The sequence below is a fragment of the Microbacterium sp. NPDC079356 genome (assembly GCF_049545465.1).
Classification (GTDB): Bacteria; Actinomycetota; Actinomycetes; order Actinomycetales; family Microbacteriaceae; genus Microbacterium; species Microbacterium gawkjiense.
Window position 1 is genome coordinate 117,660 of record NZ_JBMWDN010000003.1, and the last position, 26,622, is coordinate 144,281.

The following is a 26,622-nucleotide window of genomic DNA, read 5'->3' on the forward strand; positions in this document are numbered from 1 at the left end:
CCAATCGGGTGGGAACGGGATCGTCGGGCGGTGTGGCCACGCCCCGACGGTGCCCACAGTCTAGGGCACCCCGGCCGCCGCCCCCGGCCCCGTGACGCTACGAGGCGTCGGAGCAGGAACCGGGCTGCTGCGCGGTCTCGTCGCGCAGGATCGCGCTGTCGATGTCGAACGTCGCGACGACCCCGCGCTCCTCGACGGCGACGCCCGTCAGGGTGAGCGCCCGCGGCAGGTACTGCGCGAGGCACACCGGCCAGCTCTGCGCGAAGGACCCCACGAGCGGCCCGACCTGCTCGCGGAGCGCGTCGGCGCTCACGTCCACGTCGCCGAGCCGGAAGGTCGTCGGCGAGAGGACGAGGTCGCCGTCCTCCGCGGCTGCGGACAGGCGCACACCCAGCGGGATGGCGGCCCCGAACAGGTTCAGTTCCGTGTCGAGGGCGACCTCGGGGGGCGCGAGGCGGAAGGCGTCCACCGGGAAACCGTCCACCCGCGACAGGATCGTGCGCACCTGGTCCTCGTCCAGCACGACGACGGCGCGGGCGCTGCTCCAGTCGCCGCCCCGGACCGGGGCATCCTGGATGTCGACCCGGACGTCGCCCGAGATCCCCTCGACGTCGACGTCGTCAGCGGACACGCTCATCTGAGCGATGCTGCCGACGGCGAGCTGGGGCAGGACGAGCCCGGGGATCTCGACGTCGATCGCCTGGTCCGCAGGCAGGCCGAGGTTCTCGATCAGCTGCGAGCGGACGACCTGCGGCACGATCGCCCGCGCCGCGAACTCCGCCGCGACCACCAGGGCGGCGAGCACCGCGACGACGACGATCACCACGACCCAGCCGCGGCGACGTCGGCGGGGCGCCGTGACGGTCGTCATGTCACATCCGCTCGGGCGCGCTCACGCCGAGCAGGTCGAGACCGTTGCGCAGCACCTGGCCGGTGGCGTCGTTGAGCCACAGGCGCGTGCGGTGCAGGTCGGTGACCTCCTCGTCGCCGAGGGGCGTCACACGGCAGGAGTCGTACCAGCGGTGGTAGAGGCTCGCGAGCTCCTCGAGGTAGCGCGCGATGCGGTGCGGCTCACGCAGCTCGGCCGCGAAGGCGACCAGGCGCGGGAACTCCTGCAGGGCGCCGAGGAGAGCGGACTCGGTCTCGTGCGTGAGCAGCTCGGGGGCGAACGCGTCGCGCGAGACGCCGGAGTCCGCGGCGTTCCGGGCGACGTTGTGCGTCCGCGCGTGGGCGTACTGCACGTAGAACACCGGGTTGTCGTTCGTGCGCTTCTGCAGGATCTCGGGATCGAGCGTCAGCGGCGAATCGGCCGGGTAGCGCGCGAGCGAGTACCGCAGCGCGTCCGTGCCGAGCCACTCACGCAGGTCGTCGAGCTCGATGATGTTGCCCGCGCGCTTGGACAGGCGCGCGCCGTTGACCGACACGAGCTGCCCGATGAGCACCTCGATGTCCTTCTCCGGGTCGTCGCCGGCAGCCCCTGCGAGCGCCTTGAGGCGGTGCACGTACCCGTGGTGGTCGGCGCCGAGCAGGTAGATCTTGTGCGCGAAGCCGCGGTCGCCTTTGTTCAGGTAGTAGGCGGCGTCGGCGGCGAAGTAGGTGTACTCGCCGTTGGACCGACGGATGACGCGGTCCTTGTCGTCGCCGAAATCGGTCGTGCGCACCCAGACCGCACCCTCGGCGTCGAACACGTGGCCCTGCGCGCGGAGGCGGTCGACGGCCTCGTCGACGAGGCTCGGGCCGCCGTCCGGCTTCTTCGCGTGGAGCGTGCGCTCGCTGAAGAAGACGTCGAAGTGCACGTTGAACTTCTCGAGGGATGCCTGGAGCTCCGCGAGCTGCAGCTCGTAGGCCTTGTCGCGGGCCACAGCAACGCGCTCGGCCTCAGGCAGGTCGCCCAGACCCGGCTCGGCGGCGGCGACCCGGGTCGCGAGGTCGTCGATGTACGCGCCGGCGTACCCGTCCTCGGGCGTCGGCTTGCCCTCGATGCGGGCGAGGACCGAGCGGCCGAAGCGATCCATCTGCGCGCCGGCGTCGTTGATGTAGAACTCGCGCACGAGGGTCGCGCCGCTGGCCAGCAGCAGACGCGCGATCGCGTCGCCGAGCGCCGCCCACCGCGTGTGGCCGATGTGCATGGGACCGGTCGGGTTCGCGCTGACGAACTCGAGGTTGATCGTGTTGCCCTCCTGCGTGCGCCCGTGTCCGAAGCTCGCACCGGCGTCGACGATCGTCTTCGCGAGCGCGCCGGCGGCGGCGGCATCCAGTCGGATGTTGATGAACCCGGGACCGGCGACCTCGACCGAGGCGATGCCGTCGACGGCGGCGAGCGCGTCGGCAACCTCGGCCGCGAACTCGCGCGGGTTCGCCCCGACCTGCTTCGCGAGCTTCAGAGCGGCGTTGGAGGCCCAGTCGCCGTGATCGCGGTTCTTCGGCCGCTCGACCGGGAAGTCCGCGACGGTGAGCGCCTCACCGGCGCCCGGTCGTCGCGCCTCGACGAGCGGGAGGACGACGGCGAGGAGGGCGGCGGAGAGGGCGTCGGGAGTCATAACCCGACAAGTCTACGGTCGGGAGACCCTCACGCCGACGGCAGGACGACCCAGATGCGGGCTCCCCCGAGCGGCGAATCGTCGATCCCGAGGCGGCCGCCGTGGGACTCGACGATGCGACGGCACGTCGCGAGGCCGATGCCGAAGCCGGGGGCCTCGGCGTTCGATCCGCGCTCGAGCGGCTCGAGCACGAGCTCCCGCTCGGCGACCGGGACGCCCGGGCCGTTGTCGTCGACGACGATGCGCACGCCGGACGCGACCGTTCCGACCGAGACGACGACCTGCGGGAGGCGACCGCCGGTCCCGGCGAACTTGACCGCGTTCCCGACGAGGTTCTGCACGAGGACGCTTGCCAGGGTCGGGTCGGCCTGGACGGGGACGGATGCCTCGACCGTCACCTCGGCGCCGTTGTCCTCGCCCGCGCTGCGGAGGTCCTCCATCGTCGAGGCGACGAGCGGTTCGACGTCGACCGCGGTGCGACGGATGGGCGATCCGCCGATGCGCGCGTAGTCCAGCAGCCGCGCGATCATCCCCGACATCCTGTCGGCGACCGATTCGGCGCGGGCGAGCGCGCGCGACGCCGCAGGGAGACCGGCGACCTCGGGGACGTCCGCGGCGAGCTCGATGTATCCGGTGAGCGCGGTCAGCGGGTTGCGGAGGTCGTGCGCGACCTGCGCCGCGAAGTTCTCGAGCTGCTCGTTCGACTCCCCCAGCTCCCGCGTGATGCGTCGCAGTTCGAGCACGTCGACGATCTGGCGCGCGATGAGGGCGAGCGCCGCGCTCTCGTCCTCGGGGAGCTCACGCGGAATCTCGTCGAAGATGCAGATGGTGCCGATGGGCACCCCCATCGGGGTGATGAGCGGGCTCGAGGCGTAGAACTTGACGTTCGCGACCTCCCCGGTCACGAACGGATTGCCCGCGAATCGCTCGTCGAGGCTCGCGTCGGTGACGACGGTGTGACCCGGCTTGCGGAACACGACCGCGCACATCGAGTCCTCGCGGCTGCAGACAGCCGGCTCGATACCGACCGCCGCGATCTGATGCTGGAACCGATCGTCGATGAGGTTGATGACCGCGGTGGGGACGCCGCACACGGTGGCGGCCAGCTGCACCAGGCCCTGGAGGTCCGCTTCCGGGGCCTCGCCCAGCACGCGGTAGTCCTCGATGATCGCTCGCCGAATGGCGTCATCTGCGGTCTTCACCCGCACCTCCCCGATGTCCTACGCATCACCCTAATCACCCGATCGAGACCAGCGCTGCCCGATCGTCCCGCTGCGGATCGGATGCCGCGGCGGCGACCGCGTCGTCGGCATCGACGCGCGCGTCCACGACGAGCCGTCGAAGCGCCAGGTTCGCCCCGTAATAGCTGAGGAAGGCGCAGTCCGCGGCATCCCGCCCCGTGGCGATGCGCACCAGCCCGCGACGGTTCGACAGCCGGGTCGCGTCGACGACGAGCCAGCGCCCGTCGATCCACGCCTCGGCGACCGCGTGGAAGTCCATCGGGACGAGACCCGGTGCGTAGCACGCGACGTAGCGGGCGGGGACGTCCATCGCCCGCAGGAGCGCGATGACGAGGTGCGCGTAATCGCGGCAGACGCCCTGCCCCGTGGCGAGCGTCGTGACGGCCGAGTCGGTGCCGAGCGACAGACCGGGCGAATAGGTCACGGTCTCGGCGACGAAGGACTCGACGGCGGCGAGGAGGTCGGTGCCGCGGAGCCCCCCGAACTGGCGGCGCGCCTGCGCGAAGACGGAGTCCGACGGGGCGTAGCGGCTCGGCCGGAGGTAGACGGCGGTGTCGAGGTCGGAGGCCGGGGCCACGGCGAGCGGCCCTTCGACGCGTGCGTCGTACCGCACCCGCACGGGGCCCGCCCCGACGCGGAGTCGGTGCAGCCGCGTGCCCACGGCATCCGTCACCGTCACGGCGGGCAGATCCTCGCCGTTCCGCAGGATGCGGAGGGACTCGTGGGCGAGCGGAGTGCCGGCGGCCACGGCGACGGAGAGGATGAGGTCGAGCTCGCCCTCGAGGTCGAGGTCGAGTTCCGCCGTGACGACACGCTGCACCGAGCAATCCTCCCACGGTGAAGATCGTGCTCGGCGAGTTCGGGGACCATCGCTTACCCTCGTCGCATGACCTCTGAACGACGCACTCGGGGGTGGGGACTGGGGATCATCGCCGTCGGAGTCGCCGCCATCGTCGCGCTCGCTGCGTGGCAGCCGTGGCGCAGCATCTCCGCCGTCGACGCCGCATCCTCATCGGACGGCGTCTCCGCCGTCGAGCCGCTCTCGCTCCCGGCCGACCCCGACGTGCTCGTCTTCGGCGACTCCTGGACCTACGGCGCGGCAGCGACCGTCCCCACCGACGGCTACGCGTACCGCCTCGGGCGACTCACCGGATGGGACGTGACCGTCGACGGCGTCCGCGGCTCGGGGTACATGAAGCCCGGGTGGGATGGTCCCGACTTCCGCACGCGGGCGAAGTGGCTCGACCCGGCCGCCGACTACGACCTGATCATCATCCAGGGCTCGATCAACGACCGTCAGCAGGGCGAGCGCGGCTACCGCGAGGCCGTCGACGCCACCTGGGACGTCTTCGCCCGGCTGTACCCGCACGCGCAGATCGTGATCTTCGGGCCGACCCCGCACCAGTTCCCGATCGACGAGGGCACCGCCCGCATCGACCGCGACCTCCAGAAGGCGGCCGCCGACCGGCACTGGTGGTACATCTCGCCGCTCCAGGAGCAGTGGGTCACCCCCGCCAACTACCTCGACGTGATCGACGTCGGCGCCGGCAAGCGGCATCCCTCGGACCGGGGTCACGCGTACCTCGCCGAGCGGCTTCAGCAGGCGCTCGTCGACCGCAGCGCGAGCACCGACGCCGTCGCCCCGGCCGAGGACGAGTCGGCGCCCGTCCGGCCCTGACCGCTCACGGCCGGATGGCCTCGGCGATCGGCACGTCGCCGGTGTTGAACGAGACGGTCCGTCCGATCGTGGCCGGTTCCGCCAGCACCGCCGCGATCACGGCGGCGACGTCCGCACGCGGGACCGAGGTCCCCTCGTCGGAGCGGGCGTCGATCCTCCCCGTCGGCTCGTCCAGGGTCAGCGCCGACGGCGCGAGGATCGTCCAGTCGAGGTCGGCGCCCCGCAGGTGTTCGTCCGCCGCCGCCTTCGCCTCGGCGTACGCGTAGAAGCCGTCCGACGGGTCGACCCCGTGATCCGGCCCGGCGCCGAAGTAGGACACCATGACGTAGCGGCGCGCCTCAGCGGCGACGGCCGCGTCGATCGATCGGATCGCGGCATCCCGATCCACCGCGTAGGTGCGCTCGGGCGAGCCGCCACCGGCGCCGGCGGACCAGACGACCGCGTCGCTGTCGGCCAGCAGATCGGTGAGGGCGTCGAGATCGGATGCCGCGACGTCGGCGACGACCGGGCGGGCGCCCGTGCGGGCGACGTCCTGCTCGTGCTCCGGGTTGCGGATGACGGACGTGACGTCGTGTCCGGCCTCGACCAGGAGCGGCGCAAGCAGCAGCGCGACCTTCCCGTGTCCCCCGATGATCGTGATGCGTGCCATGTGGGCTCCCTTCCTACCGCCTCGACGCTACGGTGGACAGCCCCGGAGGCGCGTCCCCTTGCGCTTGTACGCTCGACGTGGAAGGGGCCGGTGGGCTCCCGATGCATCGACGAGGGGGAACACGGACGTGAGCGAGACGACGCCTCCCGGGTGGTATCCGGCTCCGCACGCCGGCAACGAACTCCGCTACTGGGACGGCGCGGCGTGGCACGCCGCTCCCCCGTTCCTCCCCGCCGACGCCGCCGCCGTTCCTCCGGCGCAGGGTCCCGTGCCGGCGTACGGCCCGGTGCCGCCGCACGCGCCCTACGGAGCGCCGCCGGCACCACACGGAGCGCCGCCGGCGGGGTACGCACCGTACGGCGGCCCCGTCCTGGCGCCGAGCGCGCCGCAGGGGTGGGCGGTCGCGGCACTCGTGCTCGGCATCGCGGCCTTCTTGTCGGCGTGGATCCCGTTCCTCGGACTCCTCATCGCCCTGACCGGCGCCGTCATCGGCGTGATCGCCCTCGTCCGCCGGCAGCGCAAGGCGCTCGCGGTGACGGGCACGGTCCTCTCCGGCCTCGGACTGGCGTGGGCGCTCATCGTGTCGATCTCGATCGGCTCCCTGATCTGGGCACCGAGCCCGTCGTACAGCGATCCCGATGCGGGCGCGGCACCGGCACCCGAGGCATCCCCCTCGGACCGCGGCTTCGAGCCGTACGCCCCCGAGACCGGTCCCGGGTCCCTGGAGGACCCGCTCCCCCTGCCGTACGTGGCGGGTCCGTCGTCGCGCGACGAGTACCGTGCCGACGTCCGGCTCGTCGACGAGGACGCCACCGACGAGATCCTGGGGTGGAACGCCTACAACGAGAGGGACATCACCGGCATGCGGTACGTCCTCGTCGAGATGACGGTGACGGGACTCGATCCCGAGGGCATCGAGGCGTCGTACGCGTCGTACGACCTGTCGGTCGCGACCCCGGACGGGATGAGCTACCCGAGTGCGTACGTCGTGCCGCCTGACGACACGACGCTGCTGGTCGACCAGGGCACGATCGCCGAGGGCGAGACGGTCGAGGGGCTCGTCGCCTACCTCGTCCCGGAGGATGCGACCGACCTGCTGCTGTCGGACTACGCGAACTTCTACGCGTTCTGACCCGGCAGGGGGATGACACGGCCCGCATCCCACGGCTCCTCCCAGCCGAGCCGGGTGAACAGGCCCGCCAGGATCATGGCGGTGAACCCCCATACGAGACGGTCGCCGCGGGGTGTCGGGATGAGGAACGCGGGCCCTCGGAACTCGCCCCGGTCGCTCCGCACGACGGTGACGCCCCGGTGGGCGGGGTCGAGCAGATCGGCGACGGGAGCGCGGAACACGTCCGCCGACTCGGCCTCGTCCACGACGCGCACGGGTGAGGGGCGGCGCCACCACGCGATCACGGGTGTCACGAGGTGGCGGGAGAACTCGAGCGGGATCGGCTCGAGAGTGCCGAGGACGTCGACCCCGTCGATTTCGAGCCCCGTCTCCTCCCACGCTTCGCGGAGGGATGCCGCGACGGCATCCGCATCCCCCGGATCGACGCGTCCGCCGGGGAACGCGACCTGTCCCGGGTGGGCGCGGAGCGTCTCGGCGCGGGACAGCAGCAGCACGTCCAGATCGCGGGAGACGGCACTTTCGGCCGCGTCGCGGTCGGCCGGCACGTCGTCGAGGACGCCGAACAGGATGAGCACCGCCGCCGGTCGGGCACCCGGCGCCTCCGGCATCGAACGCAGCACCTCGAAACCCGGCTGGGCGGCGCCGCTCGCGACGGATTCGACGAGGCCGACGAGCTGCTCCCGCGCGGTCGGGGCGGGAGCGGAAGAGGTCATCGCTTCAGGCTAGGCGACGGCGCGGACGTGCGCGCGGGAGCGGCCGCACCGGTGATAGTCTCGATCGGTACGCCTCCGTAGCTCAGGGGATAGAGCGTTGGTTTCCGGTACCAGAAGTCGGGGGTTCGAATCCCTCCGGGGGCACACGGAAGCGAAGGGGACTCGGCATCGCGCCGGGTCCCCTTCGTCGTTCCACGGGACCTCAGTCCTCGCGCGCGTCCTGGTCCTCGTCCGGGTGGGCGGGGTGGCCGAAGGGCGGCACGCCGCCCGGTACCGCGCCGTCGTGGGTGGGGAGCTCCACATCCGGCCCCTCGTACGCGTTGTCGTCGGTGCTGCGGTCGTCGCCGGTCATGTCGCCCTCCGTCGGTCGGTGTCGTCTGTGGACGTGACGCTAACGCGACGCTCGCGCGGATGCCCGGGGTTGACAGCGCGGCGCGTCAATCCGAGACGAGCTTGAGCCCGACGATGCACGCGACGAGGCCGAGGATGAGCAGGATCTTCACCACGGAGACCGACTCGGCGCCCGTCACCATCGCCCAGACCACGGTGAGGGATGCCCCGATGCCGACCCACACGGCGTACCCCGTCCCCGTGGGGATCTCGCGCAGCGCGAAGGCGAGACCGCCCATGCTGGCGACGAGCGCGACACCGAAGGTGACCGTCGGCCACAGCTTCGTGAAGCCTTCGGAGCGCCCGAGCGCGGTGGCCCACACGGCTTCGAGCATCCCGGCGACGATGAGAACGATCCACGACAACATCACTGACCTCCTGGCCAGTCTTGTCGCTCACCGGGTACTGAACCCTCGTCCGGGGGCCTGGTCGGGGCCCGCCGCCGAGTCTATCGAGGCTGCCTGTGCAGACCCGGTGCAGAGGCGATGGCGCTGCGCCACGTCGTGATGGCCCTGGCGGTGTCGCCGTCGACGTACGAGCTCAGCCACGCGTCGAGATCGAGCCGGCGGTACATGTCGCGGAAGGCGGACTCCGGCGTATGCCCGAAGCGGTCGAGGACGCTCAGACGCTCAGCGACGTCGAACGAACGGCTGTGGAGCTCCGCCATGGCCACGGCGTTGGCGAACGACGAGAGGTAGTCGCGGGTCGCGGCATCCTCGGTCACACCGGCGGCCTTCAGCAGGACCGCAGCCAGCAGGCCGGTCCGATCCCAGCCTGCGCCACAGTGGAAAAGGATGCCGCCCGTAGGGGCTCGCGCGATCTCCTCGAGGGCACCCGCGAGCCGATGCGGCAGCTCCCCGACGTGGTCCAGGTAGTACAGCGGAGTTCCCCACTGCCCGTCCTTCTCCCGAGATTCCCAGAAGTGCCGTTCGTTCCCGTCGAGATCGACATGCCGGACGGCGATGTCGCGGGGGACGGACGCCGTTCGTTCACTCGGACGGCGGAGGTCGACGATGGTTCCCAAGCCATGCGCTCGGAGGCGATCCCACCCGGCGTCGGTCACACGGTCGAGCGTCTCAGCCCGGATGAAAACGCCGGTCGGCGTGCGGGAACCGTCGATCCGTTCGAGCCCACCGAGGTCTCTTGCGTTGGCCAACCCATCGATCCCCAGAGGCGTCTGCATGCCCCGCATCCTTCCACGCCGGGGGGGTGGCACCGTGCCGGAATCGATGTCGGAACCCCCTCCTAGTCTGGGACTATGTCCAGTTCAGCCGATCGTCGCGATGAGGTCCCGGAGGGGATCCCGACGACCCTGGACTGGGTGGTGATGTGCGCCGACATGGCCACCGTGCATGCCGCGCAGCGGTACGCGTGCATCGTCGAACTGTGGGATGACGCGATCGCCGACGCCCGCCGTCGGGAGGAACCGGTCGCGTTCGTGGAACGGTCGGTGCGGCTCGAGGTCGCCGCCGCGTTGCGGATCACCGAGCACGCCGCGGGCAGGTTGATGGGTGTGGGGCACGCGCTGCTGCGTCGGTACCCGCAGGTGTGGGAGGCGATGAGCCGCGCGGACATCACCGACACCCACGCGACGACCATCGTCGACGGGCTCGATCAGCTCGACGACGTCACCGCGGGGCTGGTTGCGGAGGTGCTGTCGCTCGCGGAAGAGCTCCCGACGGGTCCGTTCCGGCGTGCAATGAAACGGATCGTCGACCGGGAGCAGGAAGCGACCCTCGCCGAACAGCACGCCGCGGCCGTCGCGCACCGGCATGTGCGGGTGGATGCGGGGGTGGATGGGATGGCGTGGTTGACCGCGCACCTGCCCGCGGTGGAAGCGCACGCGATCGATGGGCGTCTCACCGCGATCGCGAAGACGCTCGACTCCGCCGACGATGAGCGCACCCTGGATCAGAAACGTGCGGATGTGTTCGGGGACCTCCTCCTCGACGGCGAAACCGACGCGCTCCCCGACTCCGCGCGCGGGATCCGGCCGACGGTGGCGGTCACCGTCCCCGCCCTGACGCTCCTCACCGGCGACGGCCCGGCCGCGCAGGTCGACGGTGTCGGTCCGATCCCCCTCGACCGCGCGCGGGAGCTGTGCGGGGCGGCATCCGGGTGGATGCGGGTGCTCACCCACCCCGAAACCGGTGTCGTCCTCTCCGTCGGGCGCGAGCAGTACCGGCCACCGGCCGACCTGCGACGGCTGGTCACCTGGCGGGCCGCCCGGTGCATGGCACCCGGCTGCGGCATCCCCGCCGACCGGTGCGACCTCGACCACACCGTCGACTGGCACCACGGCGGGACCACCGCCGCCGACAACCTCGCACCGCTGTGCCGCGGCCACCACACCCTCAAACACCACTCCGACTGGCAGGTCAAAGCGAAACCCGGCGGCGCACTCGAATGGACCTCACCCGCCGGCCGGGTCTACCTCGTGAGGCCCGAACGCCGCATCCCGCAATTCACCACCGACCCACCCGGACCACCACCGTTCTGACGGCCAACATCATCCCCGAGGATGACCCCGGCCACCCTCGCGAAGGACGCGCCGGCGAGCGCCGGTTCGTAGCGTCGGAGTATGGCTACCGCGACCCTCTCCACACGCTCGCATTCCGTCGCCCGCGCGGGTGGCGCGGCCTCGGCGGCCGTGCTGTCGGTGCTCGGCACGATCGTCGCCATCGGCATCGCGGCGATCGGTCTGCTCGTGGTCCCCGTCGCCCTCCTGGTGACCTTCGGCGCGTCCCTGCTCGCCCGGTTCTGACACCAGGCGCGGCAGGGTGCGGCATCCGCACCGGCTCAGCGATGCCCGCACACGGAACTGCCGTCGCACGAAGACGGACATCCTCGTGCGACGGCAGGCCTCGCGTCGGGCGGACTCAGCCACCCGACGGGTTCTCGATGGGGGTACCGTCCTCGTCCGTCGTGACGGGCGGGTTCTCGTCGGGCGATCCGCCGGACGCGGTGTCAGCGTCGGCGCCCTCTTCGGGGACACCCTGCGTGTTGTGCTCGTCCGAGCCGTTCGTGTCGCTCATCGCAGTCCTTCCGGTCGTTGTCGGTCACGTGTCGGCGACGCTACGCAGCCGCCCGCGTCCCGCTCAGGGCCTTGACAGACCCGATCCGCCGGGGACGCTCAGAGGTCGACGGTCGCGTTGCGCCCCTCGTACGGCTCACCCGTGATCTTCGACTTGACGAGGCTGACCACCGAGGCGACGACCCCTCCCGGGCTGCTCCAGTACTCCCCCGACACCGCATCGATCTTCAGCATCGTGACGTTCGGGTCCTCGGGGCCGTCGGGGAACCACGCCTCGACCGCGGGCGACCAGTACTCGCGCAGTCGCGCGAGGTCGTCGACCACCTCGGCGTTGCCCGCGATCGACACCCACGCGTCGTTCGTGCTCAGCGCGACGCCGACCTGAGGACGGGCGGCGACATGCGCGACGACGGACGAGTCACGACCGACGATGAACCACAGGTCGCCGTCGAACTCGCGATCCTGGACCGTCAACGGCCGCGCCGTGTGGGCACCGTCCTCGTTCATCGTGGTGACCATCGCGAAGCGGAACTTCGGCAGCAGGTCGATCAGTGTCGCGTGCGGATCCTTCTCATCGGCCATGAGGCCCTCCTTCGTCTTTCCGCCAGGCTCGCACCGGGGCGCGACGCGATCGCAGGGCTTGACACCCTCCATCGGATGCACGACACGAGGTACCGCCGCCGCCCGACCCATGCCAGGCTCGGGCCATGACGCCGCGCTCGTTCCGCACCCTCCTCGCGATCCTCGGGACCGTGGCCGTCACGGCGTACGCCGCCGTGTTCGTCCTCCAGATCGCCGTCTGGAACCCGTTGGCAGCCGCACCCGGACTCACCCTCGACGAGATCCGCGAGACGGCGGCAGCCCGCGGCGAGACCGTGTTCACCCCCGTCCCCTGGGTGTTCGCCGCGGTCGGTGTCGGCCTCGCGCTCCTCGTCCTGGTCCCGGCCCTCATCGTCCGTCACGCCTCGACCCGCGCCGTCGCCGCCTCCTACCTCGCGATCATCGTCGGCGGCGCGCCCGCGTACGTCATGGCCTCGTTCGGGCCCGGGATGTCGCTCGCCGACACGTTCATGATCGGCGGCGGCGATCACGCCCCCGGCGGCGCCGTGCTGATGGCGGCGAGCGCCGTCGCGGCGATGGCCCTGGTCGTCTGGGGTGTCGCGCACGCGACGTCGGTGCGCGCGACGGCATCCGCTTCTCCCGCCTGACGGCCCGGGTCAGGGCGCCGGAACGAGGAAGACCGCGTCGAGCAGTCCCGGGTTGTGGGCGTGGACGAGCACACCGAACACCACCGCATCGAACAGCAGGTGCACCGTCACGACGTAGGCGAGCGACTTCGTCCGCAGGAAGATGACGGCCTGCAGCAGCGCGAACGGGATCGTCAGCACGGGACCCCATGCGCGGTATCCCAGCTCCCACAGGAACGAGACGAACACGATCGCCTGCAGCACGTTCGCCGTCGCATCCGCGAAGTGACGGCGCAGCAGGGCGAAGCACGTGCAGATGAAGAACAGCTCGTCCCAGATGCCGACCGCGCCGACACCGACGAACAGGCGCGCGATGAGGTCGGGTGTGTCCACGACGGGCCAGTTCTCGTAGACGCCCGACGTGATGAAGTAGAACGGCAGGATCAGCCAGCCGAGCACGAGCACCGCGATCAGCCAGGCCCACTGCCAGAGCGTCCACCGCCCGCCGCCGCGCCAGGGGAACCGGATCGCATGGTCCCGGTAGACGAACCGCGACACGAGGTAGGGCACGAGGACCGCGCCGCCCAGCGCCAGGGTGAAGCGCACCATCGCCGCGTCGTCGAGCTCGGCCTTCAACGGGATGACGCTGACGATCAGCATCCCGATCGCGATGAGCGAGAGGTCGCGCGTGAGCGACGGGGTCCGGGCGACGCCCACCTGCGTGGACGACTCGAGGGTCGACCCCACCGAGACGACCTCACCACCACCACCCCCGCGATCGAGCAGCGCAGCGGTTCCGAGCCCCGCGGCGAGCAGAATCCACCCGAGCCAGGGCGTCAGCAGCACGAAGAACGCCGGTGCCGCAAGGCAGACGAGCAGCGCCGGCACGAGGCGCACACCGACGAGCGGACGTGCTCCTGCGTGGGCGCGCACCGTCACGGCGTCCGCGGCCGGCGGCGGTACGTCAGGTCGCGGATGTCGCGCCCCTTGGCGATGCCCTTGCGCTCGAACGCGGTCATGATGCGCCCCTCGAACCGCGCCGCCCACTCCCCGTCGAACGCCGCCTCGAACTCGTCGGCGCCGGCGAGGACCTCGCGCATCTGCAGCGCGTAGTCCTCCCAGTCGGTCGCGAGCCGCAGCACCCCGCCGTCCCGCAGCGCGCGGGCGGCGAGCGCGGGGAATCCGTCGGCGATGAGCCGGCGCTTGTTGTGCTTGGTCTTGTGCCACGGGTCGGGGAAGAAGATCCACACCTCGTCGACGGATGCCTCGGGCAGCAGGTGCTCGAGGACTTCGGGCGCGTTCGCCTCGACGAGCCGCAGGTTCCGCACGCCCTCACGGTCGGCGTCGAGCATCGTGCGGGCGAGCCCGGCGCGGAACACCTCGACGGCGATGAAGTCGGTGGCGGGGTCGGCCGCCGCGGCGTGCACGATCGCGTGCCCCTGCCCGGAGCCGATCTCGACGACGAGCCGGGCCGCGCGGCCGAACTCTGCGGCGGGGTCGATCGTGGAACCGGGGCGGATGCTGGTGGCCGCGGCATCCCGCTCGACCTCGAGCAGGTACGTGCCCGAGAGCTCGTCCCACGCGCGCTCCTGTGCATCGCTCATGCGGCCGCTGCGCCGCACGAACGACACCGGCTTGTCACGGAAGCGCGGCGCGGCCTCGGGCGCATCGGGGTCGGGCATGCGACCAGGGTATCCCGCGGTGTCCCGCGCCCCCGCGGGCCGGCCCTTGCGTCGCCCGCTCATGCGGTCACGAAGTCGATGAGTTCCTCGACGCGGCCGAGGAGGGCGGGGTCCAGGTCGCGGTAGGTCGTGACGGACCCGAGGATGCGCTGCCAGTTGTGGGCGATGTCGGTCTGGTCCTCGGCCGGCCAGCCGAGGGCGCGGCTGACGCCCTTCTTCCACTCGATCCCCCGCGGCACCTCCGGCCAGGCGGCGATGCCGACCGCGCGCGGCAGCACGCACTGCCAGACGTCGATGTGGGGATGTCCGACGATCTTCAGGAACGGTCCGTGCGGACCCCGCAGGATCTGCTCGGCGATGCGCGTCTCCTTCGACCCCGGGACGAGGTGGTCGACGAGCACGCCGTAGCGACGCTCCGCACTCGGCGGCTCGGCACGGAGCAGATCCTCCAGCAGGTCGACTCCCTGCAGGTACTCGACCACGACCCCCTCGATGCGGAGGTCGTCGCCCCAGACCTTCTCGACGAGTTCGGCGTCGTGGCGACCCTCGACGAGGATGCGCGAGGCCCGGGCGACGCGCGCCCGCGCCTGCGGGTCTGCGAAGGACCCGGATGCCGTGCGGGTCCGTCCTGCGGGGGCTGCGGCGCGCGGCGGGACGAGCTGAACGGGCCGACCGTCGACGAGGAACCCGCCGCCGATCGGGAACAGCCGCACACGGCCGTGCCGGTCCTCGAGCTCGACGTGGCCCGCCGTCACGCCGGTGACGGCACCCACGAAGTCGTCCAGCGCGACCTCGACGACGAGACCCCGCTCGGCGGGGACCGTCGCCACCGTGGTCCGCCCCTTGTCGCGCCATCCCGCGGCGAGCACGTCGCTTCCATACCGGTCGTCCATCGGCACCTCCGAACCGGGAAGCCTAGAGGAGGAACACAGAGCGAACGCACAGGCGCTCCGGTCGGATGCCGGTACCGAGGCATACGGGTCGCGGCATAGACTCGCGACAGGCGGTTCCGACCGCACTCGAGCGACTCCCGGAGGTCTGGACGATGCGATCCCGCCTGACGTCCGTCGTGGCGGTGTCGCTCGCGGTCCTCTTCGGCGCCGCCGTCGCCGCACCGGCCGCCGCGACCGAGCCGGTCACCCTCGACGAGACCCGAGTGCTCGACGCATCCGACGTCCTCACGGACGCGCAGGAAGCCCGCCTCGACACCCGTCTCGCGCAGCTGCAGGACGACACCGGCCTCGGCCTATGGGTCGTCTACGTCGACGACTTCACCGATCCGTCGAGCGCCGAGGACTGGGCGTACGCGACCGCCGAACGCAACAACCTCGGTCCGAACCAGTACCTCCTCGCGGTCGCGACCGAGGGGCGCGCGTACTACCTCTCCGCCGACTCGAGCGGCCCGATCTCCCCGGACGCCGTCGCACGCATCGAGCAGGAACGCGTGCTCCCCGCCCTGAGCGACGGCGATTGGGCGGGCGCCGGCACCGCCGCGGCCGACGGGCTCCAGGAGGCCCGGTCCGGGGGCGGTGGCGGCGGGCTCGTCTGGGTCGTGGTCATCGTCGTGGCTGCGCTGGCGGCACTCGTCGTGTGGGCGCTCGTGCGGCGTCGGCGCCGCGGGGCGGGCGCGGCATCCGGCAAGGCACAGGTCCCACTGGAAGAGCTCGAGCGACAGGCCGCCGCCGCCCTGGTCCGCACCGACGACGCCATCTCGACGAGCACGCAGGAGCTCGGCTTCGCGAAGGCGGAGTTCGGAGATGCCGCGACGGGCGAGTTCGAACAGGCGATCGCCGCGGCGCGCGCCTCGCTGCAGCAGGCGTTCGCCCTGCAGCAGAAGATGGATGACGAGACGCCCGACGCCCCCGAGCAGCGCCGCGCCTGGTACGAGGAGATCCTCGAGCGCTCCCGCGCCGCCGAAGCGGCCCTGGCCGAGAAGGCGGGCGCGTTCGAAGCCCTGCGGGACCTCGCCGCGAACGCCCCCGAGGCGCTCGCCCGCGTGCAGCAGCGCCGCGCCGAGGTCGGCGCGCGGGCCGCGGAATCGGACGCCCGGCTCACGCAGCTCCGCGCGGCCTACCGCGCGGAGGCGCTGAGCGCCGTCGCCGACAACCCCGAGCAGGCGCGCGATCGGCTGACCTTCGCCGACGCACGACTCGCCGAGGCGCAACGCGAGGTCGCGGCGGGCGACGGCGCTGCGGCGGCCGTCGGCATCCGCGCGGCCGAGCAGGCCGTCGCGCAGGCGGCCCAACTGCAGGACGCGATGACGAAGCTCGCCGCCGACCTCGAGGCCGCGGAACGCGACGGCGCCGCCCTCGTCACCGAGCTCGAAGCGGATCTCGCGGCCGCGGCGGCGACACCCGATCCCGACGCCCGCCTCGCCCCCGTCATCGCCGCCACGCGGCAGAACCTCGACGCGGCGCGCGAGGATCTCACGGGCGCGCATCGCGACCCGCTCTCGGCCCTCACCCTGCTCGAGCGCGCGAACACCGCGATCGACGGTGCGCTCGGCCAGGTCCGCGAAGCGCAGCAGCGCGCCGACCGCGCTCGCAGCGTGCTCTCGCAGACCCTGCTGCAGGCGAGGGCGCAGATCTCCGCCGCGGAAGACTTCATCACCGCCCGTCGCGGCGCCGTAGGAGCGACCGCGCGCACCCGGCTCGCCGAGGCCGGAGCCACGCTGGTGCAGGCCACGCAGGCGCAGGACGGCGACCCGGAACGGGCGCTCGCCCTGGCGCAGCGCGCCGCGAGCCTGGCGGAGGAGGCGACACGGCGCGCGCAGAGCGACGTGGGGTCGTTCGCCGGCGGCGGAAACGCTGGCGGCGGAGGCGACTTCGGCGGCATGCTGGGCGGCATCATCATGGGATCCCTCCTCAGCGGCGGCGGGTCCCGTCGCTCCTCCGGCGGGTTCGGCGGGTTCGGCGGCGGCTCCTCCCGGCGCAGCGGCGGATCCATCGGACGCTCCAGCGGCGGCTCCCGATCCCGCAGAGGAGGCGGTCGCTTCTGATCTTCCGACGCCGCAGGGCCACGACCTCCCCACCGACCTCGACCTCACGACCTCCCGCTAGGAAAGGAAACACGATGGCAAAGCAGTCCATCTTCGGCCGCATCTCGACTCTGGTGAAGGCGAACATCAACGCCCTCCTCGACTCCGCCGAGGACCCGCAGAAGATGCTCGACCAGCTCGTCCGCGACTACACGAACAACATCGCCGACGCCGAGACGGCCATCGCCGAGACCATCGGCAACCTGCGTCTGCTCGAGCGCGACCACGATGAGGACGTCAAGGCCGCCGCCGAGTGGGGCAACAAGGCCATCGCCGCCAGCCGCAAGGCCGACGAGCTGCGCGCCGCCGGGAACACGACGGATGCCGACAAGTTCGACAACCTCGCCAAGATCGCCCTGCAGCGCCAGATCAGCGAGGAGAACGAGGCCCGCGCCATCGCCCCCTCGATCGCCGCGCAGACCGAGGTCGTCGAGAAGCTCAAGGACGGCCTCAACGGCATGAAGCAGAAGCTCGACCAGCTGCGCTCGAAGCGCTCCGAGCTGCTGGCGCGCGCCAAGACCGCCGAGGCGCAGAACAAGGTGCACGACGCCGTCAAGTCGATCGACGTGCTCGACCCGACGAGCGAGCTCGGCCGCTTCGAGGACAAGGTCCGTCGCCAGGAGGCCCTCGCCGCCGGCAAGGCCGAGATCGCGGCGTCGTCGATCGACGCGCAGTTCAACCAGCTCGAGGACATCGGCGAGCTGACCGAGGTCGAGGCGCGCCTGGCCGCGCTCAAGACCGGCGGCAACGCCGGCGCGATCGAGCAGTAAATCATCCGCACGGACGGCGCCGGGCCCTCGGGTCCGGCGCCGTCCTGCTCCCCGGAGGTGTCCATGACCCGTTTCGTCGTCGCCCCGCAGTGGCAGGGCTCGCCGTCCGCCCGCGCGATGCGTCTCATCGACGGCGCCGAGGCGATCGCCGACGACCTCCCCCGGTCCGCGCTCACGCGGATCGAGGTCCCCGCCGAAGCAGGTGAGGCGCTCGGCACCGGCATCCGTCGGTTCAGCACCCTCACCCGCGTGCGCGATGCGATCGCCGAAGCGCTCGACGGCGCCGACGAGACCGCCGTCGTCGTGGGCGGCGACTGCGCTGTCGCGGTGCCCGGGATCGCGGCGGCGGCCGCGCGGCATCCCTCCCTCGCCGTCGTCTGGTTCGACGCGCACGGCGACCTGCACACCCCCGCGTCCTCGCCCTCGGGCGCCCTCGCCGGCATGGCCCTGCGCGCCGCGATCGCGCCGGGCCCGTTCACGGACGCGCCCCCCGCCGCCGCTGCGCGCACCGTCCTCGTCGGGGCGCGCGCGCTGGACGACGGCGAGGCCGACGTGCTCGACTCCTCGCCGGTCACGATGCTCGCCGCCGACGCCCTCGCAGACCCCGCGGCCCTCGCGGACGCCGTCGCCGCGACCGGCGCCGACGCGGTGTACGTCCACATCGACCTCGACGTCCTCGACCCGGCCACGATCACGGGCGTGCTCGAACCGGTGCCGTTCGGCGCCCAGCCCGCCCAGGTCGTCGCCGCGATCGGACGACTGCGAGAGCGGATGCCGCTGGTCGGCGCCTCCGTCGCGGGTTTCGCCCCCGCGAGCCGGGACGCCGCGGTCGAGGACCTCGGCACGATCCTCCGCCTGCTGGGGGCCCTCGCGTGAGTCCGCTCCCTCCGCCCGGATGGGAGCAGCGCGCGGAGCGTGCCCTCGACCGCGGGCGACGGTGGGACCGGTGGATCCCCGGCATCCTGCTCGACTCCCCCCTCAGCCGCCTCGGGTACCTGGCCGGCACCGCCTTCGGGTTCGTGTGGGGGTCGCTCTGGTCGACGGGGCGGGTCGAACGCCGCGGCGGACTCTGGGTGTTCCGCGGCATGCCCGAGGCGACGTTCGGACGCGGTGGCGTCTGCGTCGGCGGCTGCTTCCTCACGGGCACGGGCCCCGTCGACGACCGGCTGCTCGCCCATGAAGCGGTGCACCGGGAGCAGTGGCGGCGCTACGGCATGCTCATGCCGCTGCTGTACCTGTTCGCCGGCCGCGACCCCCTCACCAACCGGTTCGAGATCGAGGCGGGGCTGGAGGACGGCCGCTACGTGCCGCGCCGCTGAGGGGCGTCACGCGATGAGGATGCGGCGGAGCTCGGCGATCTCGTCGTCGCGCAGTCCGTACGCCCGCAGGTAGTCGACCGGACCGCCGTAGCGCAGCCGCAGGTCCTCGAAGACGGCGCGCATCGCCTCTGCCGGCGAGCGCGTCGCGAGGTCCTCGAGGTGTCGCGCGTGCGGGTAGCGGGCGCGGAGGAAGCGCAGGACGGCGTCGTTGCGGGCCTCCGGCAGCAGGTGCTCGGTGCGCGCGTAGTCGGCGACGACGGCGTCCTCGTCGACCCCCGCGGCGGCGAGGACGAGGGCGACGGACAGCCCGGTGCGGTCCTTGCCGACCGTGCAGTGGACGAGCACCGGCTGCGCCGCCAGCACGGCGCGCACCACCTCGACCAGCCGCGACGCCGAACCATCGACGAGCGCCCGGTACAGGTCGTCGAGCGAGAGGTCGTCGTCGAAGAACGAGGCGGCCGACCCGGCGAACATCGGCAGGAACACGGTCTCGACGCCGAGACCGTCGATGCGGGACGGTTCGTCGCGTCGCTCCTGCTCGTCGCGGAGATCGACGATGCGACGGATGCCGAACGCCGCGAGCCGCTCGCGGCCCTCCGAGGTCAGCCGCGCCAGGTGCCCCGACCGGAACAGGACGCCGTCCCTCGTGCGGCCGCCGTCCGCGGGCAGCCCGCCGACGTCGCGGACGTTGAAGACGCCGGGGACGTCGTGGACCGTCACGGTGTCGGCGGCGCCGGGCGCTCGGGCACCGGGTAGCGCCCCGCGATCGCGATGCGGTTGAAGGCGTTGATCGAGACGAGCAGCCAGCTGAGCGCGACGTACTCCTCCTCGGAGAAGATGCCGCCGACCCGGTCGTAGACCTCGTCGGGGACGCCCTCCTCGTGGATGAAGACGTAGGCCTCCGTGAGCTCGAGCGCCGCGCGCTCCCGCTCGGTGAAGACGCCCGATTCGCGCCAGACGGCGATCTGGGCGACGACGTCCATCGTGAGCCCCGCCTTGGCGGCACGATCGACGTGCACGCGCACGCAGTAGGCGCATCCGTTCAGCTGCGAGGAATGGATGAGGGCGATCTCCCGCAGGCGGGCGTCGATCCCCGCCTCGGCGGCGAGGTCGCCGACGGTCTTGGCGAACGCCTCGAGGGCGTCGTAGGCCGGCCGGCTCGCGCGGGCCAGGTGCACGCGGTGGGGATCGCTCATGCCGTCCACCGTAGCCGCGTCCCCGCCACCCGGGATCGGCGACAATGAGGAACGTGAGCGACGACGCGTTCGACGAGTTCTCCTACCTCCCCGCGCAGGGCGACGCCCTCGGGGTCCCCGTCCCGCCGGTGCGCCGCCTGACGCACCGGCTGCCGGACGGACGGACGGTGAGCGCCCTGCGGTTCGGCGACCCGGACCTCGCGCCCGAGGTCACGTTCCTCCACGGCGCCGGACTGAACGCCCACACGTGGGACACGACGGTCCTCGCCGCCGGTCTCCCGGCGCTCGTGCTGGACCTGCCGGGGCACGGCGACTCGTCGTGGCGCAGCGACGCGCAGTACACCGGTGACCCCCTCGCCGCCGACATCGCGCCCGCCGTCACCGCCTGGACCGGCGGCCGCCCGCAGACCCTCGTCGGGCACTCGCTCGGCGGGCTCACCGCCGCGGCCCTCGCGGCGCGGCATCCCGACCTCGTCGCGGCCCTCGTCCTCGTCGACATCTCCCCCGGCATCGACCCGAACGGCGCCGCCGCCTCGATCCGCGCCTTCTTCGCCGGTCCCACCGACTGGGCGAGCCGCGACGAGCTCGTCGACCGCGCACTCTCGTTCGGCCTCGGCGGGTCGCGCGAGGCGGCCACGCGAGGGGTGTCGCTGAACTCCCGCATCCGCCCCGACGGCCGCGTCGAGTGGAAGCACCACTACGCGCACCTCGCGAACCGGCTCGCGGCGGACCCGGGGGCCGCCGCAGCGGTCGACGCCGCGCAGCGAGCGGATGCCGGTGTCCTTTCCGCCGCGGGATGGGACCACCTCGCCGCGGTCACCGCCCCCGTCACCCTCGTCACCGGCACGCGGGGCTTCCTCACCGAGTCGGACCGGCGCGAGTTCCGGGAGCGGATGCCGGCCGCACGCCATCTCGAGCTGGAGTCGGGGCACAACGTGCAGGAGGAGCGCCCCGTCGAGCTCGCCGCGGCCGTGCGCGCGGCACATGACGGCCGGTGACCGAACTGCGCGCGCGGGACTCTAGGCTGTAACGCGCACCCGAGCACTCCGATGGCGCGGCCGCAGTGACGACCCCCATCGTGCCGAAAGGATCCCCCACGCACATGCTTCGCCGCACCGCCCTGGCCGCCGCCGCGCTCGTCGCTGCCGGCGCCCTGCTCCTGTCCGGCTGCACCGGCTCCCAGCCCGGTCCCTCCGCCTCGGCAGGCACCCCCGACCCCGACGCATCCGTCGACGTGCGTCTCGTGCTCGAGCCGGGCAACCTCGACATCCGCGAGACGGCCGGTTCGGCCCTCGACCAGATCCTCGTCGACAACGTCTACCAGGGCCTCGTCGCCCGCACCCCCGACCAGGAGATCGTCCCGGCGCTCGCGAGCGACTACGAGGTCTCCGACGACAAGCTGACCTACACCTTCACGGTGCGCGAGGGCGTCACCTTCCACGACGGTCAGCCGCTCACCCCCCAGGACGTCGTGTGGTCGCTGACGCAGGTGCGCGACACCCCGACCTTCCGTGACTCCGCGCGGCTCGCGAACGTCGCGGACATCGCCGCCGACGGGCAGACCGTGACCCTCACGCTGACGGCGCCCGATTCGACGCTCCTGTGGAGCCTCACCGGTCGCGCCGGGCTCGTCCTGAAGGAGGGCGACACGATCGACCGCAAGACCGCGGCGAACGGCACCGGCCCCTTCCGTCTCACCGAATGGCGCGAGGGCGACAGCATCGTCTTCGAGCGCTTCGCCGACTACTGGGGCACCCCGGCCGCCGCGGCCGAGGTCGTCTTCTCCTACGTGGGCGACAACCAGGCCGCCCTCAGCGGCGCGCTGGCCGGCGAGTTCGACGTGCTCACCGGGTTCGACGCGAACCTGAAGGACCAGATCGAGGCGAACGGCGACTTCTCGCTCGAGAACGGCGAGTCCACGGACAAGGGCACGCTCGCGTTCAACCAGACCTCCGGTCCGCTCGCCGACGACCGCGTGCGCCAGGCGATCCGCCAGGCGATCGACAACGCGTCGATCGTCGAGGCGCTCGGCGCCGGCACGACGATGTACGGCCCGATCCCGTCGCTCGACCCGGGCTACGAGGACCTCGCCGACGTCGCCCCGTTCGACCCGGAGGCCGCGCGCGCCCTGCTCGCCGAGGCGGGCGCCGAAGACCTCACCCTCACGCTCACGATCCCCTCGGCCTACGGCACCACGGTCCCGCAGATCCTCGTCTCCAACCTGCGCGACGTGGGGATCACCCTCCAGGTGAACCCCGTCGAGTTCCCGGCGTGGATCAACGACGTGTACGTCAACAAGGACTACGAGCTGAGCTTCGTGCTGCACACCGAGGCGCGCGACTTCGAGAACTGGGCGAACCCCGACTACTACTTCACCTACGACAACCCCGAGGTGCAGGCGCTGTACGCGCAGTCGGTCGCCGCAACGGACGACGCCGCCGCCGCTGACCTCCTGAAGCAGGCCGCGCGCATCGTGTCCGAGGACGACGCCGCCGATTGGCTCTACAACGGTGCGTCCGTCGTCGCGGTCGGCTCGAACGTGAGCGGGATGCCGACGGTCAACGTCAACGAGCGACTGAACGTCGCAGACCTGGCCAAGAGCGAGGGGTGATCCGTTACGCGCTGACGCGACTGGCCCTGCTGGTGCTGGGCCTGTTCGTCGCCAGTGCGCTGATCTTCACGACCCTGCGCATCCTCCCCGGTGACGTCGCGCAACTGATCGCGGGCGTCAATTCCACCCCCGAGCAGATCGCGGGGATCCGCGAGCGCCTGGGACTCGGCCGGCCCCTGCCCGTGCAGTACGGCGACTGGATCGCCGGCATCCTCACGGGCGACCTGGGACGTTCGCAACTGACCGGCACACCGGTGGCCTCGGAGCTGCTGCAGAAGGCGGAGGTCACGGTGCCCCTCGGCATCCTCTCCTTCGTCATCGCCCTCATCGTCGCGGTCCCGTTCGGCGTGCACGCCGCGGTCCGGCGCCGCCGACCGGACGGCGTCCTCGTCTCGGTCGGCGCGCAGGCCCTCGCCGCCGTCCCCGTCGTCTGGGCGGGGATGATGCTCGTCGTCGTCTTCGCCGTGTCGCTCGGCTGGCTGCCCGCCCAGGGCTTCCCGCGGGCCGGGTGGTCCGACCCCGGCGCGGCCGTCCGCGCCCTGCTCCTGCCGGCCCTCACGATCGGCGTCGTCGAGGGCGCGGTCCTGCTCCGGTTCGTGCGCTCGGCGACCCTGCAGGCGATGGGGCAGGACTTCGTGCGGACGGCGGCCGCGAAGGGACTCACCCGTACGCAGGCGCTCCTGCGGCACGGCCTGCCGAGCGTGGGCCTGTCGGTCGTCACCGTCTTGGGCGTCCAGGTCGCCGGCATCATGGTCGGCGCCGTCGTGATCGAGCAGCTCTTCAGCCTCCCCGGCATCGGCCGCATGCTCGTGGAGGACACCGGCAACCGGGACCTCGTGAAGGTGCAGGGCGAGCTGCTCGTGCTCACCGGGCTCGTCCTCGTCATCGGTTTCGCGGTCGACCTCGTGCACCGCCTCCTCGACCCGCGTCAGCGAGAGGCCGAGTGATGCGGCGGTTCGCGTGGGCGCAGCGGCTCTGGGGGTCGGGCACGGGACGGTTCGGCGTCGTCGTCGTTCTCGTCATCCTCGTCGTCGCCGCCGTCTCGCTGGTCTGGACGCCGTTCGATCCGCAGCGCGTCGACATCGCGAACCGGTGGTCCGGACCGGATGCCGCGCACCTGCTCGGCACCGACGGTTCGGGCCGCGACATCCTCAGCCTGCTGATGGCCGGCGCGCGCACGACGGTCCTCGTCGCCGTCGGCGCCGGCGTCATCGCGACCGTCATCGGGCTCGTGCTCGCGGCTCTCGGGGCGCTCACCCCGCGGCCCGTCCGCGAGGCCGTCACGGTGCTCGTCGACGTCCTCATCGCCTTCCCCGTGCTGCTCATCGCGATGATGATCTCGGCCGTGTGGGGCGGCTCGCTCCTCGTGGTCGTCGTCTCGGTCGGCATCGGGTTCGGGGTCAACATCGCCCGGGTGACCCGACCCGAACTCCGCCGGGTGCTGCACAGCGACTTCGTGCTCGCCGGCCGCGCCTCGGGCATGACCCCCTGGCAGAACCTGTGGCGCCACCTGCTGCCGAACGTCGCGCCGGTGTTCATCGTGCAGCTGTCCTGGGGCATGGCCGTCGCCGTCCTCGCCGAGGCGGGACTGTCCTACCTCGGGTTCGGCGCCCCCGTGACGGAGCCGTCGTGGGGGCTGCTGCTCGCCGACCTGCAGCGGTTCATCAGTGTCCACCCGCTCTCGGTGGTGTGGCCGGGGCTCGCGATCACCCTGACGGTGCTCGGTTTCAACCTGCTCGGCGACGCCCTGCGCGACGCCACCGACCCCACGCTGTCGCGCCGTGTCGGCCCGGTCGGCGCGGAACCGCCCGCGGCGGTGACGGCATGACGCTCTCGGTGGCGGGACTCACGATCGACGTCGGCGGTCGCCGCGTCGTCGACGGCATCGACCTCGAGGTGGGCGACGGCGACCGCGTCGGCCTCATCGGCGAGTCGGGGTCGGGCAAGTCCCTCACGGCGCTCGCGATCCTCGGACTCCTCCCCGACGGCGCGGAGGTCGGCGGCAGCATCCGCTGGGACGGGCGGGAGCTCGTCGGGATGCGGGACCGCGACCTCGCGCAGCTGCGCGGGGACGAGATCGGCATGGTGTTCCAGGAGCCCCAGACGGCGCTCAACCCGATCCGCACGGTGGGGCGACAGATCGCCGAGTCGATCCGCATCCACCATCGGGGCGTCTCCCGCGCCGACGCGTGGGCGCGGGCGGTCGAGGAGGCGCGCCGGGTGCGCCTGCCCGACCCGGAGTCGATCGTCCGCCGCTACCCGCACCAGCTCTCGGGCGGGCAGCGTCAGCGCGTCGCGATCGCCATGGCTCTCGCCTGCCGGCCGCGCCTGCTCATCGCCGACGAGCCCACGACGGCGCTCGACGTGACGATCCAGGCCGAGATCCTCGACCTGCTGCACCAGCTCGTCGACGAGGACGGGATGTCGCTCGTGTTCATCACGCACGACCTCGCGGTGCTCTCGCAGATCGCGACGGACGCCGTCGTCCTCGACACCGGACGCGTCGTCGAGCAGGGACCGCTGCGCACGCTGCTGCGCTCCCCCGCCTCCCCCGTCACGCAGGCCCTGCTGCGGGACGCGACGGCGACCCTGTGGCGACCGAGGGGGGACGCATGAGCGAACTGATCCGTGCGCGCGGACTCACGCGGCGGTACCGGATGCCGCGGGCCGGCGCCTTCGCACCGAAACGGTGGACGACGGCGCTCGACGACGTGGACGTCGATGTCCGCGCCCACAGCGCCCTCGGCATCATCGGCGAGTCCGGCTCGGGCAAGTCCACGCTCGTGCGCCTGCTGCTCGGCCTCGACACGGCGACCGCCGGCACCGTCGAGTTCGACGGGCGTCCCGTCGACGGGAGCGCACCCGCTCGCTCCCTGCACTGGCTGCGGCGGCGGACCGGCATCGTCTTCCAGGACCCGTACGGGTCGCTCGACCCGCGGATGAGCGTCGGACGCATCGTCGGCGAGCCGCTGTCGGCGCTCGAGATCCCGGGCGACCACCGCGCGCGCGTGCGGGAGGTGCTGGACGACGTCGGCCTGCCCGCCGACACCGCGGAGCGGTTCCCCCACGAGTTCTCGGGCGGTCAGCGGCAGCGCATCGCCCTCGCCCGCGCCCTCGTGCACCGTCCCGACGTCCTCGTCGGCGACGAGCCGCTGTCGGCGCTCGACGTGACCGTCCGGGCGCAGATCCTCGACCTCATCCGGGGCCTGCGGCAGCGGGACGGCCTGGCCCTGGTGATGGTCTCACACGACATCGGCGTGGTGCAGAACCTCTGCGACGACGTCGTCGTCATGACCGAGGGCCGTGTCGCCGAGGAGGGCCCGACCGAGAAGGTCCTGCTCGATCCGCAGGTCGCCTACACCCGTCGCCTGCTCGCGTCGATCCCCGTCATCGACCCGCGCGAGCGCTGACCGACGGCCCGGGTGTCGGCGCCGGGCACTAGC

31 protein-coding genes, 1 tRNA gene and 1 riboswitch are annotated in these 26,622 nt (G+C 72.3%); of the genes, 16 read left to right on the plus strand and 16 right to left on the minus strand.

Annotated elements, in window-relative coordinates; all coding sequences use genetic code 11:
- Positions 1-97: 97 nt before the first annotated feature.
- Genes ACPEH0_RS09130 through ACPEH0_RS09145 form a run of 4 tightly spaced genes read right to left on the minus strand, consistent with a single transcriptional unit; the run spans position 98 to position 4,601 of the window.
- Positions 98-871, minus strand: a complete 774-nt coding sequence (locus ACPEH0_RS09130) for a DUF2993 domain-containing protein (protein ID WP_253035760.1) — start codon at positions 869-871, stop codon at positions 98-100.
- 1 nt (position 872) lies between these two features.
- On the minus strand, positions 873-2,540 hold the full coding sequence (locus tag ACPEH0_RS09135) for an arginine--tRNA ligase (protein ID WP_366214123.1): 1,668 nt from the start codon (positions 2,538-2,540) through the stop codon (positions 873-875).
- A gap of 29 nt (positions 2,541-2,569) precedes the next feature.
- On the minus strand, positions 2,570-3,742 hold the full coding sequence (locus tag ACPEH0_RS09140; RefSeq protein ID WP_366214122.1) for a sensor histidine kinase: 1,173 nt from the start codon (positions 3,740-3,742) through the stop codon (positions 2,570-2,572).
- Between the two features lie 34 nt (positions 3,743-3,776).
- On the minus strand, positions 3,777-4,601 hold the full coding sequence (locus ACPEH0_RS09145; RefSeq protein ID WP_366214121.1) for a transglutaminase-like domain-containing protein: 825 nt from the start codon (positions 4,599-4,601) through the stop codon (positions 3,777-3,779).
- Between the two features lie 66 nt (positions 4,602-4,667).
- On the opposite strand from ACPEH0_RS09145, the gene ACPEH0_RS09150 reads away from it, so the two are divergent.
- Positions 4,668-5,459, plus strand: coding sequence for an SGNH/GDSL hydrolase family protein (locus tag ACPEH0_RS09150; protein WP_217531162.1), 792 nt, complete (start codon positions 4,668-4,670; stop codon positions 5,457-5,459).
- A 4-nt stretch (positions 5,460-5,463) separates the two neighbouring features.
- Here the strand turns inward: ACPEH0_RS09150 and ACPEH0_RS09155 are convergent, their stop codons facing one another.
- Positions 5,464-6,108 (minus strand): NAD(P)-dependent oxidoreductase, encoded by a 645-nt coding sequence (locus ACPEH0_RS09155; RefSeq protein WP_366214120.1) that lies wholly within the window; start codon positions 6,106-6,108, stop codon positions 5,464-5,466.
- 127 nt (positions 6,109-6,235) lie between these two features.
- Between ACPEH0_RS09155 and ACPEH0_RS09160 the strand changes: the two genes are divergently transcribed.
- A complete protein-coding gene (locus ACPEH0_RS09160; RefSeq protein ID WP_366214119.1) occupies positions 6,236-7,240 on the plus strand; it encodes a DUF2510 domain-containing protein in 1,005 nt (334 codons plus the stop codon).
- Here ACPEH0_RS09160 and ACPEH0_RS09165 read toward each other — a convergent pair.
- Positions 7,228-7,953, minus strand: coding sequence for an NUDIX hydrolase (locus tag ACPEH0_RS09165; RefSeq protein WP_366214118.1), 726 nt, complete (start codon positions 7,951-7,953; stop codon positions 7,228-7,230). The two genes, ACPEH0_RS09160 and ACPEH0_RS09165, sit on opposite strands and share 13 nt — an antisense overlap.
- Positions 7,954-8,024: 71 nt before the next feature.
- Here ACPEH0_RS09165 and ACPEH0_RS09170 point away from each other — a divergent pair.
- Positions 8,025-8,097: transfer RNA gene (locus tag ACPEH0_RS09170), tRNA-Arg, on the plus strand.
- A gap of 58 nt (positions 8,098-8,155) precedes the next feature.
- Here the strand turns inward: ACPEH0_RS09170 and ACPEH0_RS09175 are convergent.
- The 3 genes from ACPEH0_RS09175 to ACPEH0_RS09185 form a co-directional block, all read right to left on the minus strand.
- Positions 8,156-8,305: a hypothetical protein gene (locus tag ACPEH0_RS09175; RefSeq protein WP_366214117.1), complete on the minus strand. Its 150-nt coding sequence runs from the start codon at positions 8,303-8,305 to the stop codon at positions 8,156-8,158.
- Positions 8,306-8,390: 85 nt separating this feature from the next.
- A complete protein-coding gene (locus ACPEH0_RS09180; protein ID WP_217531235.1) occupies positions 8,391-8,708 on the minus strand; it encodes a DMT family transporter in 318 nt (105 codons plus the stop codon).
- 12 nt (positions 8,709-8,720) lie between these two features.
- A riboswitch (guanidine-III (ykkC-III) riboswitch) is annotated at positions 8,721-8,784 on the minus strand.
- A 7-nt stretch (positions 8,785-8,791) separates the two neighbouring features.
- A complete protein-coding gene (locus ACPEH0_RS09185) occupies positions 8,792-9,526 on the minus strand; it encodes a tyrosine-protein phosphatase (protein WP_217531158.1) in 735 nt (244 codons plus the stop codon).
- Between the two features lie 75 nt (positions 9,527-9,601).
- On the opposite strand from ACPEH0_RS09185, the gene ACPEH0_RS09190 reads away from it, so the two are divergent.
- Both ACPEH0_RS09190 and ACPEH0_RS09195 read left to right on the plus strand, forming a co-directional pair.
- Complete coding sequence (locus tag ACPEH0_RS09190; protein ID WP_366214116.1) at positions 9,602-10,843, plus strand: HNH endonuclease signature motif containing protein; 1,242 nt, start codon at positions 9,602-9,604, stop codon at positions 10,841-10,843.
- 81 nt (positions 10,844-10,924) lie between these two features.
- The gene (locus tag ACPEH0_RS09195; protein ID WP_064001461.1) at positions 10,925-11,107 is read left to right on the plus strand and encodes a hypothetical protein; all 183 of its coding nucleotides are present in this window, start codon (positions 10,925-10,927) and stop codon (positions 11,105-11,107) included.
- A gap of 115 nt (positions 11,108-11,222) precedes the next feature.
- Here ACPEH0_RS09195 and ACPEH0_RS09200 read toward each other — a convergent pair whose 3' ends face one another.
- Positions 11,223-11,378, minus strand: coding sequence for a hypothetical protein (locus ACPEH0_RS09200; RefSeq protein ID WP_217531157.1), 156 nt, complete (start codon positions 11,376-11,378; stop codon positions 11,223-11,225).
- 98 nt (positions 11,379-11,476) lie between these two features.
- A complete protein-coding gene (locus ACPEH0_RS09205) occupies positions 11,477-11,959 on the minus strand; it encodes a pyridoxamine 5'-phosphate oxidase family protein (RefSeq protein ID WP_217531156.1) in 483 nt (160 codons plus the stop codon).
- A gap of 125 nt (positions 11,960-12,084) precedes the next feature.
- Between ACPEH0_RS09205 and ACPEH0_RS09210 the strand changes: the two genes are divergently transcribed.
- Positions 12,085-12,585 (plus strand): hypothetical protein, encoded by a 501-nt coding sequence (locus ACPEH0_RS09210; protein WP_217531155.1) that lies wholly within the window; start codon positions 12,085-12,087, stop codon positions 12,583-12,585.
- A 9-nt stretch (positions 12,586-12,594) separates the two neighbouring features.
- On the opposite strand, the gene ACPEH0_RS09215 is transcribed toward ACPEH0_RS09210, so the two are convergent.
- Genes ACPEH0_RS09215 through ACPEH0_RS09225 form a run of 3 tightly spaced genes read right to left on the minus strand, consistent with a single transcriptional unit; the run spans position 12,595 to position 15,139 of the window.
- Positions 12,595-13,497: a CPBP family intramembrane glutamic endopeptidase gene (locus ACPEH0_RS09215; protein ID WP_366214115.1), complete on the minus strand. Its 903-nt coding sequence runs from the start codon at positions 13,495-13,497 to the stop codon at positions 12,595-12,597.
- Between the two features lie 2 nt (positions 13,498-13,499).
- Positions 13,500-14,246, minus strand: coding sequence for a tRNA (guanosine(46)-N7)-methyltransferase TrmB (trmB, locus tag ACPEH0_RS09220; protein WP_366214114.1), 747 nt, complete (start codon positions 14,244-14,246; stop codon positions 13,500-13,502).
- A 59-nt stretch (positions 14,247-14,305) separates the two neighbouring features.
- Complete coding sequence (locus ACPEH0_RS09225) at positions 14,306-15,139, minus strand: DUF3097 family protein (protein ID WP_366214113.1); 834 nt, start codon at positions 15,137-15,139, stop codon at positions 14,306-14,308.
- Positions 15,140-15,291: 152 nt separating this feature from the next.
- Between ACPEH0_RS09225 and ACPEH0_RS09230 the strand changes: the two genes are divergently transcribed.
- The 4 genes from ACPEH0_RS09230 (at position 15,292) to ACPEH0_RS09245 (ending at position 19,372) form a co-directional block, all read left to right on the plus strand.
- Positions 15,292-17,244: a TPM domain-containing protein gene (locus ACPEH0_RS09230; protein WP_366214112.1), complete on the plus strand. Its 1,953-nt coding sequence runs from the start codon at positions 15,292-15,294 to the stop codon at positions 17,242-17,244.
- Between the two features lie 74 nt (positions 17,245-17,318).
- Entirely contained in the window at positions 17,319-18,053 is a 735-nt protein-coding gene (locus tag ACPEH0_RS09235; RefSeq protein ID WP_217531150.1) for a PspA/IM30 family protein, read from the plus strand.
- Positions 18,054-18,116: 63 nt separating this feature from the next.
- Positions 18,117-18,929 (plus strand): arginase family protein, encoded by an 813-nt coding sequence (locus tag ACPEH0_RS09240; RefSeq protein ID WP_366214111.1) that lies wholly within the window; start codon positions 18,117-18,119, stop codon positions 18,927-18,929.
- The gene (locus ACPEH0_RS09245) at positions 18,926-19,372 is read left to right on the plus strand and encodes a Fe-S oxidoreductase (protein WP_366214110.1); all 447 of its coding nucleotides are present in this window, start codon (positions 18,926-18,928) and stop codon (positions 19,370-19,372) included. The genes ACPEH0_RS09240 and ACPEH0_RS09245 overlap by 4 nt, the downstream gene beginning before the upstream one ends.
- A 6-nt stretch (positions 19,373-19,378) precedes the next feature.
- Here ACPEH0_RS09245 and ACPEH0_RS09250 read toward each other — a convergent pair whose 3' ends face one another.
- Positions 19,379-20,092, minus strand: a complete 714-nt coding sequence (locus ACPEH0_RS09250) for a tyrosine-protein phosphatase (RefSeq protein ID WP_366214109.1) — start codon at positions 20,090-20,092, stop codon at positions 19,379-19,381.
- Positions 20,089-20,568, minus strand: coding sequence for a carboxymuconolactone decarboxylase family protein (locus ACPEH0_RS09255; RefSeq protein ID WP_423719446.1), 480 nt, complete (start codon positions 20,566-20,568; stop codon positions 20,089-20,091). Before ACPEH0_RS09255 ends, ACPEH0_RS09250 begins: the two co-directional genes overlap by 4 nt.
- 44 nt (positions 20,569-20,612) lie before the next feature.
- Here ACPEH0_RS09255 and ACPEH0_RS09260 point away from each other — a divergent pair, with 44 nt between their 5' ends.
- The 6 genes from ACPEH0_RS09260 to ACPEH0_RS09285 all read left to right on the plus strand — a co-directional run bounded on the left by ACPEH0_RS09260 (position 20,613) and on the right by ACPEH0_RS09285 (position 26,589).
- Positions 20,613-21,566 carry an alpha/beta fold hydrolase gene (locus ACPEH0_RS09260; RefSeq protein WP_366214107.1) on the plus strand — a complete coding sequence of 318 codons (954 nt, stop codon included), beginning with the start codon at positions 20,613-20,615 and terminating at the stop codon, positions 21,564-21,566.
- Between the two features lie 104 nt (positions 21,567-21,670).
- Positions 21,671-23,179, plus strand: a complete 1,509-nt coding sequence (locus tag ACPEH0_RS09265; RefSeq protein ID WP_366214106.1) for an ABC transporter substrate-binding protein — start codon at positions 21,671-21,673, stop codon at positions 23,177-23,179.
- Positions 23,176-24,126 (plus strand): ABC transporter permease, encoded by a 951-nt coding sequence (locus ACPEH0_RS09270; protein WP_366214105.1) that lies wholly within the window; start codon positions 23,176-23,178, stop codon positions 24,124-24,126. Before ACPEH0_RS09265 ends, ACPEH0_RS09270 begins: the two co-directional genes overlap by 4 nt.
- A complete protein-coding gene (locus ACPEH0_RS09275; protein WP_366214104.1) occupies positions 24,126-25,007 on the plus strand; it encodes an ABC transporter permease in 882 nt (293 codons plus the stop codon). Before ACPEH0_RS09270 ends, ACPEH0_RS09275 begins: the two co-directional genes overlap by 1 nt.
- A complete protein-coding gene (locus ACPEH0_RS09280) occupies positions 25,004-25,795 on the plus strand; it encodes an ABC transporter ATP-binding protein (protein ID WP_366214103.1) in 792 nt (263 codons plus the stop codon). Before ACPEH0_RS09275 ends, ACPEH0_RS09280 begins: the two co-directional genes overlap by 4 nt.
- Positions 25,792-26,589: an ABC transporter ATP-binding protein gene (locus ACPEH0_RS09285; RefSeq protein WP_366214102.1), complete on the plus strand. Its 798-nt coding sequence runs from the start codon at positions 25,792-25,794 to the stop codon at positions 26,587-26,589. Before ACPEH0_RS09280 ends, ACPEH0_RS09285 begins: the two co-directional genes overlap by 4 nt.
- Positions 26,590-26,622: the final 33 nt, after the last annotated feature.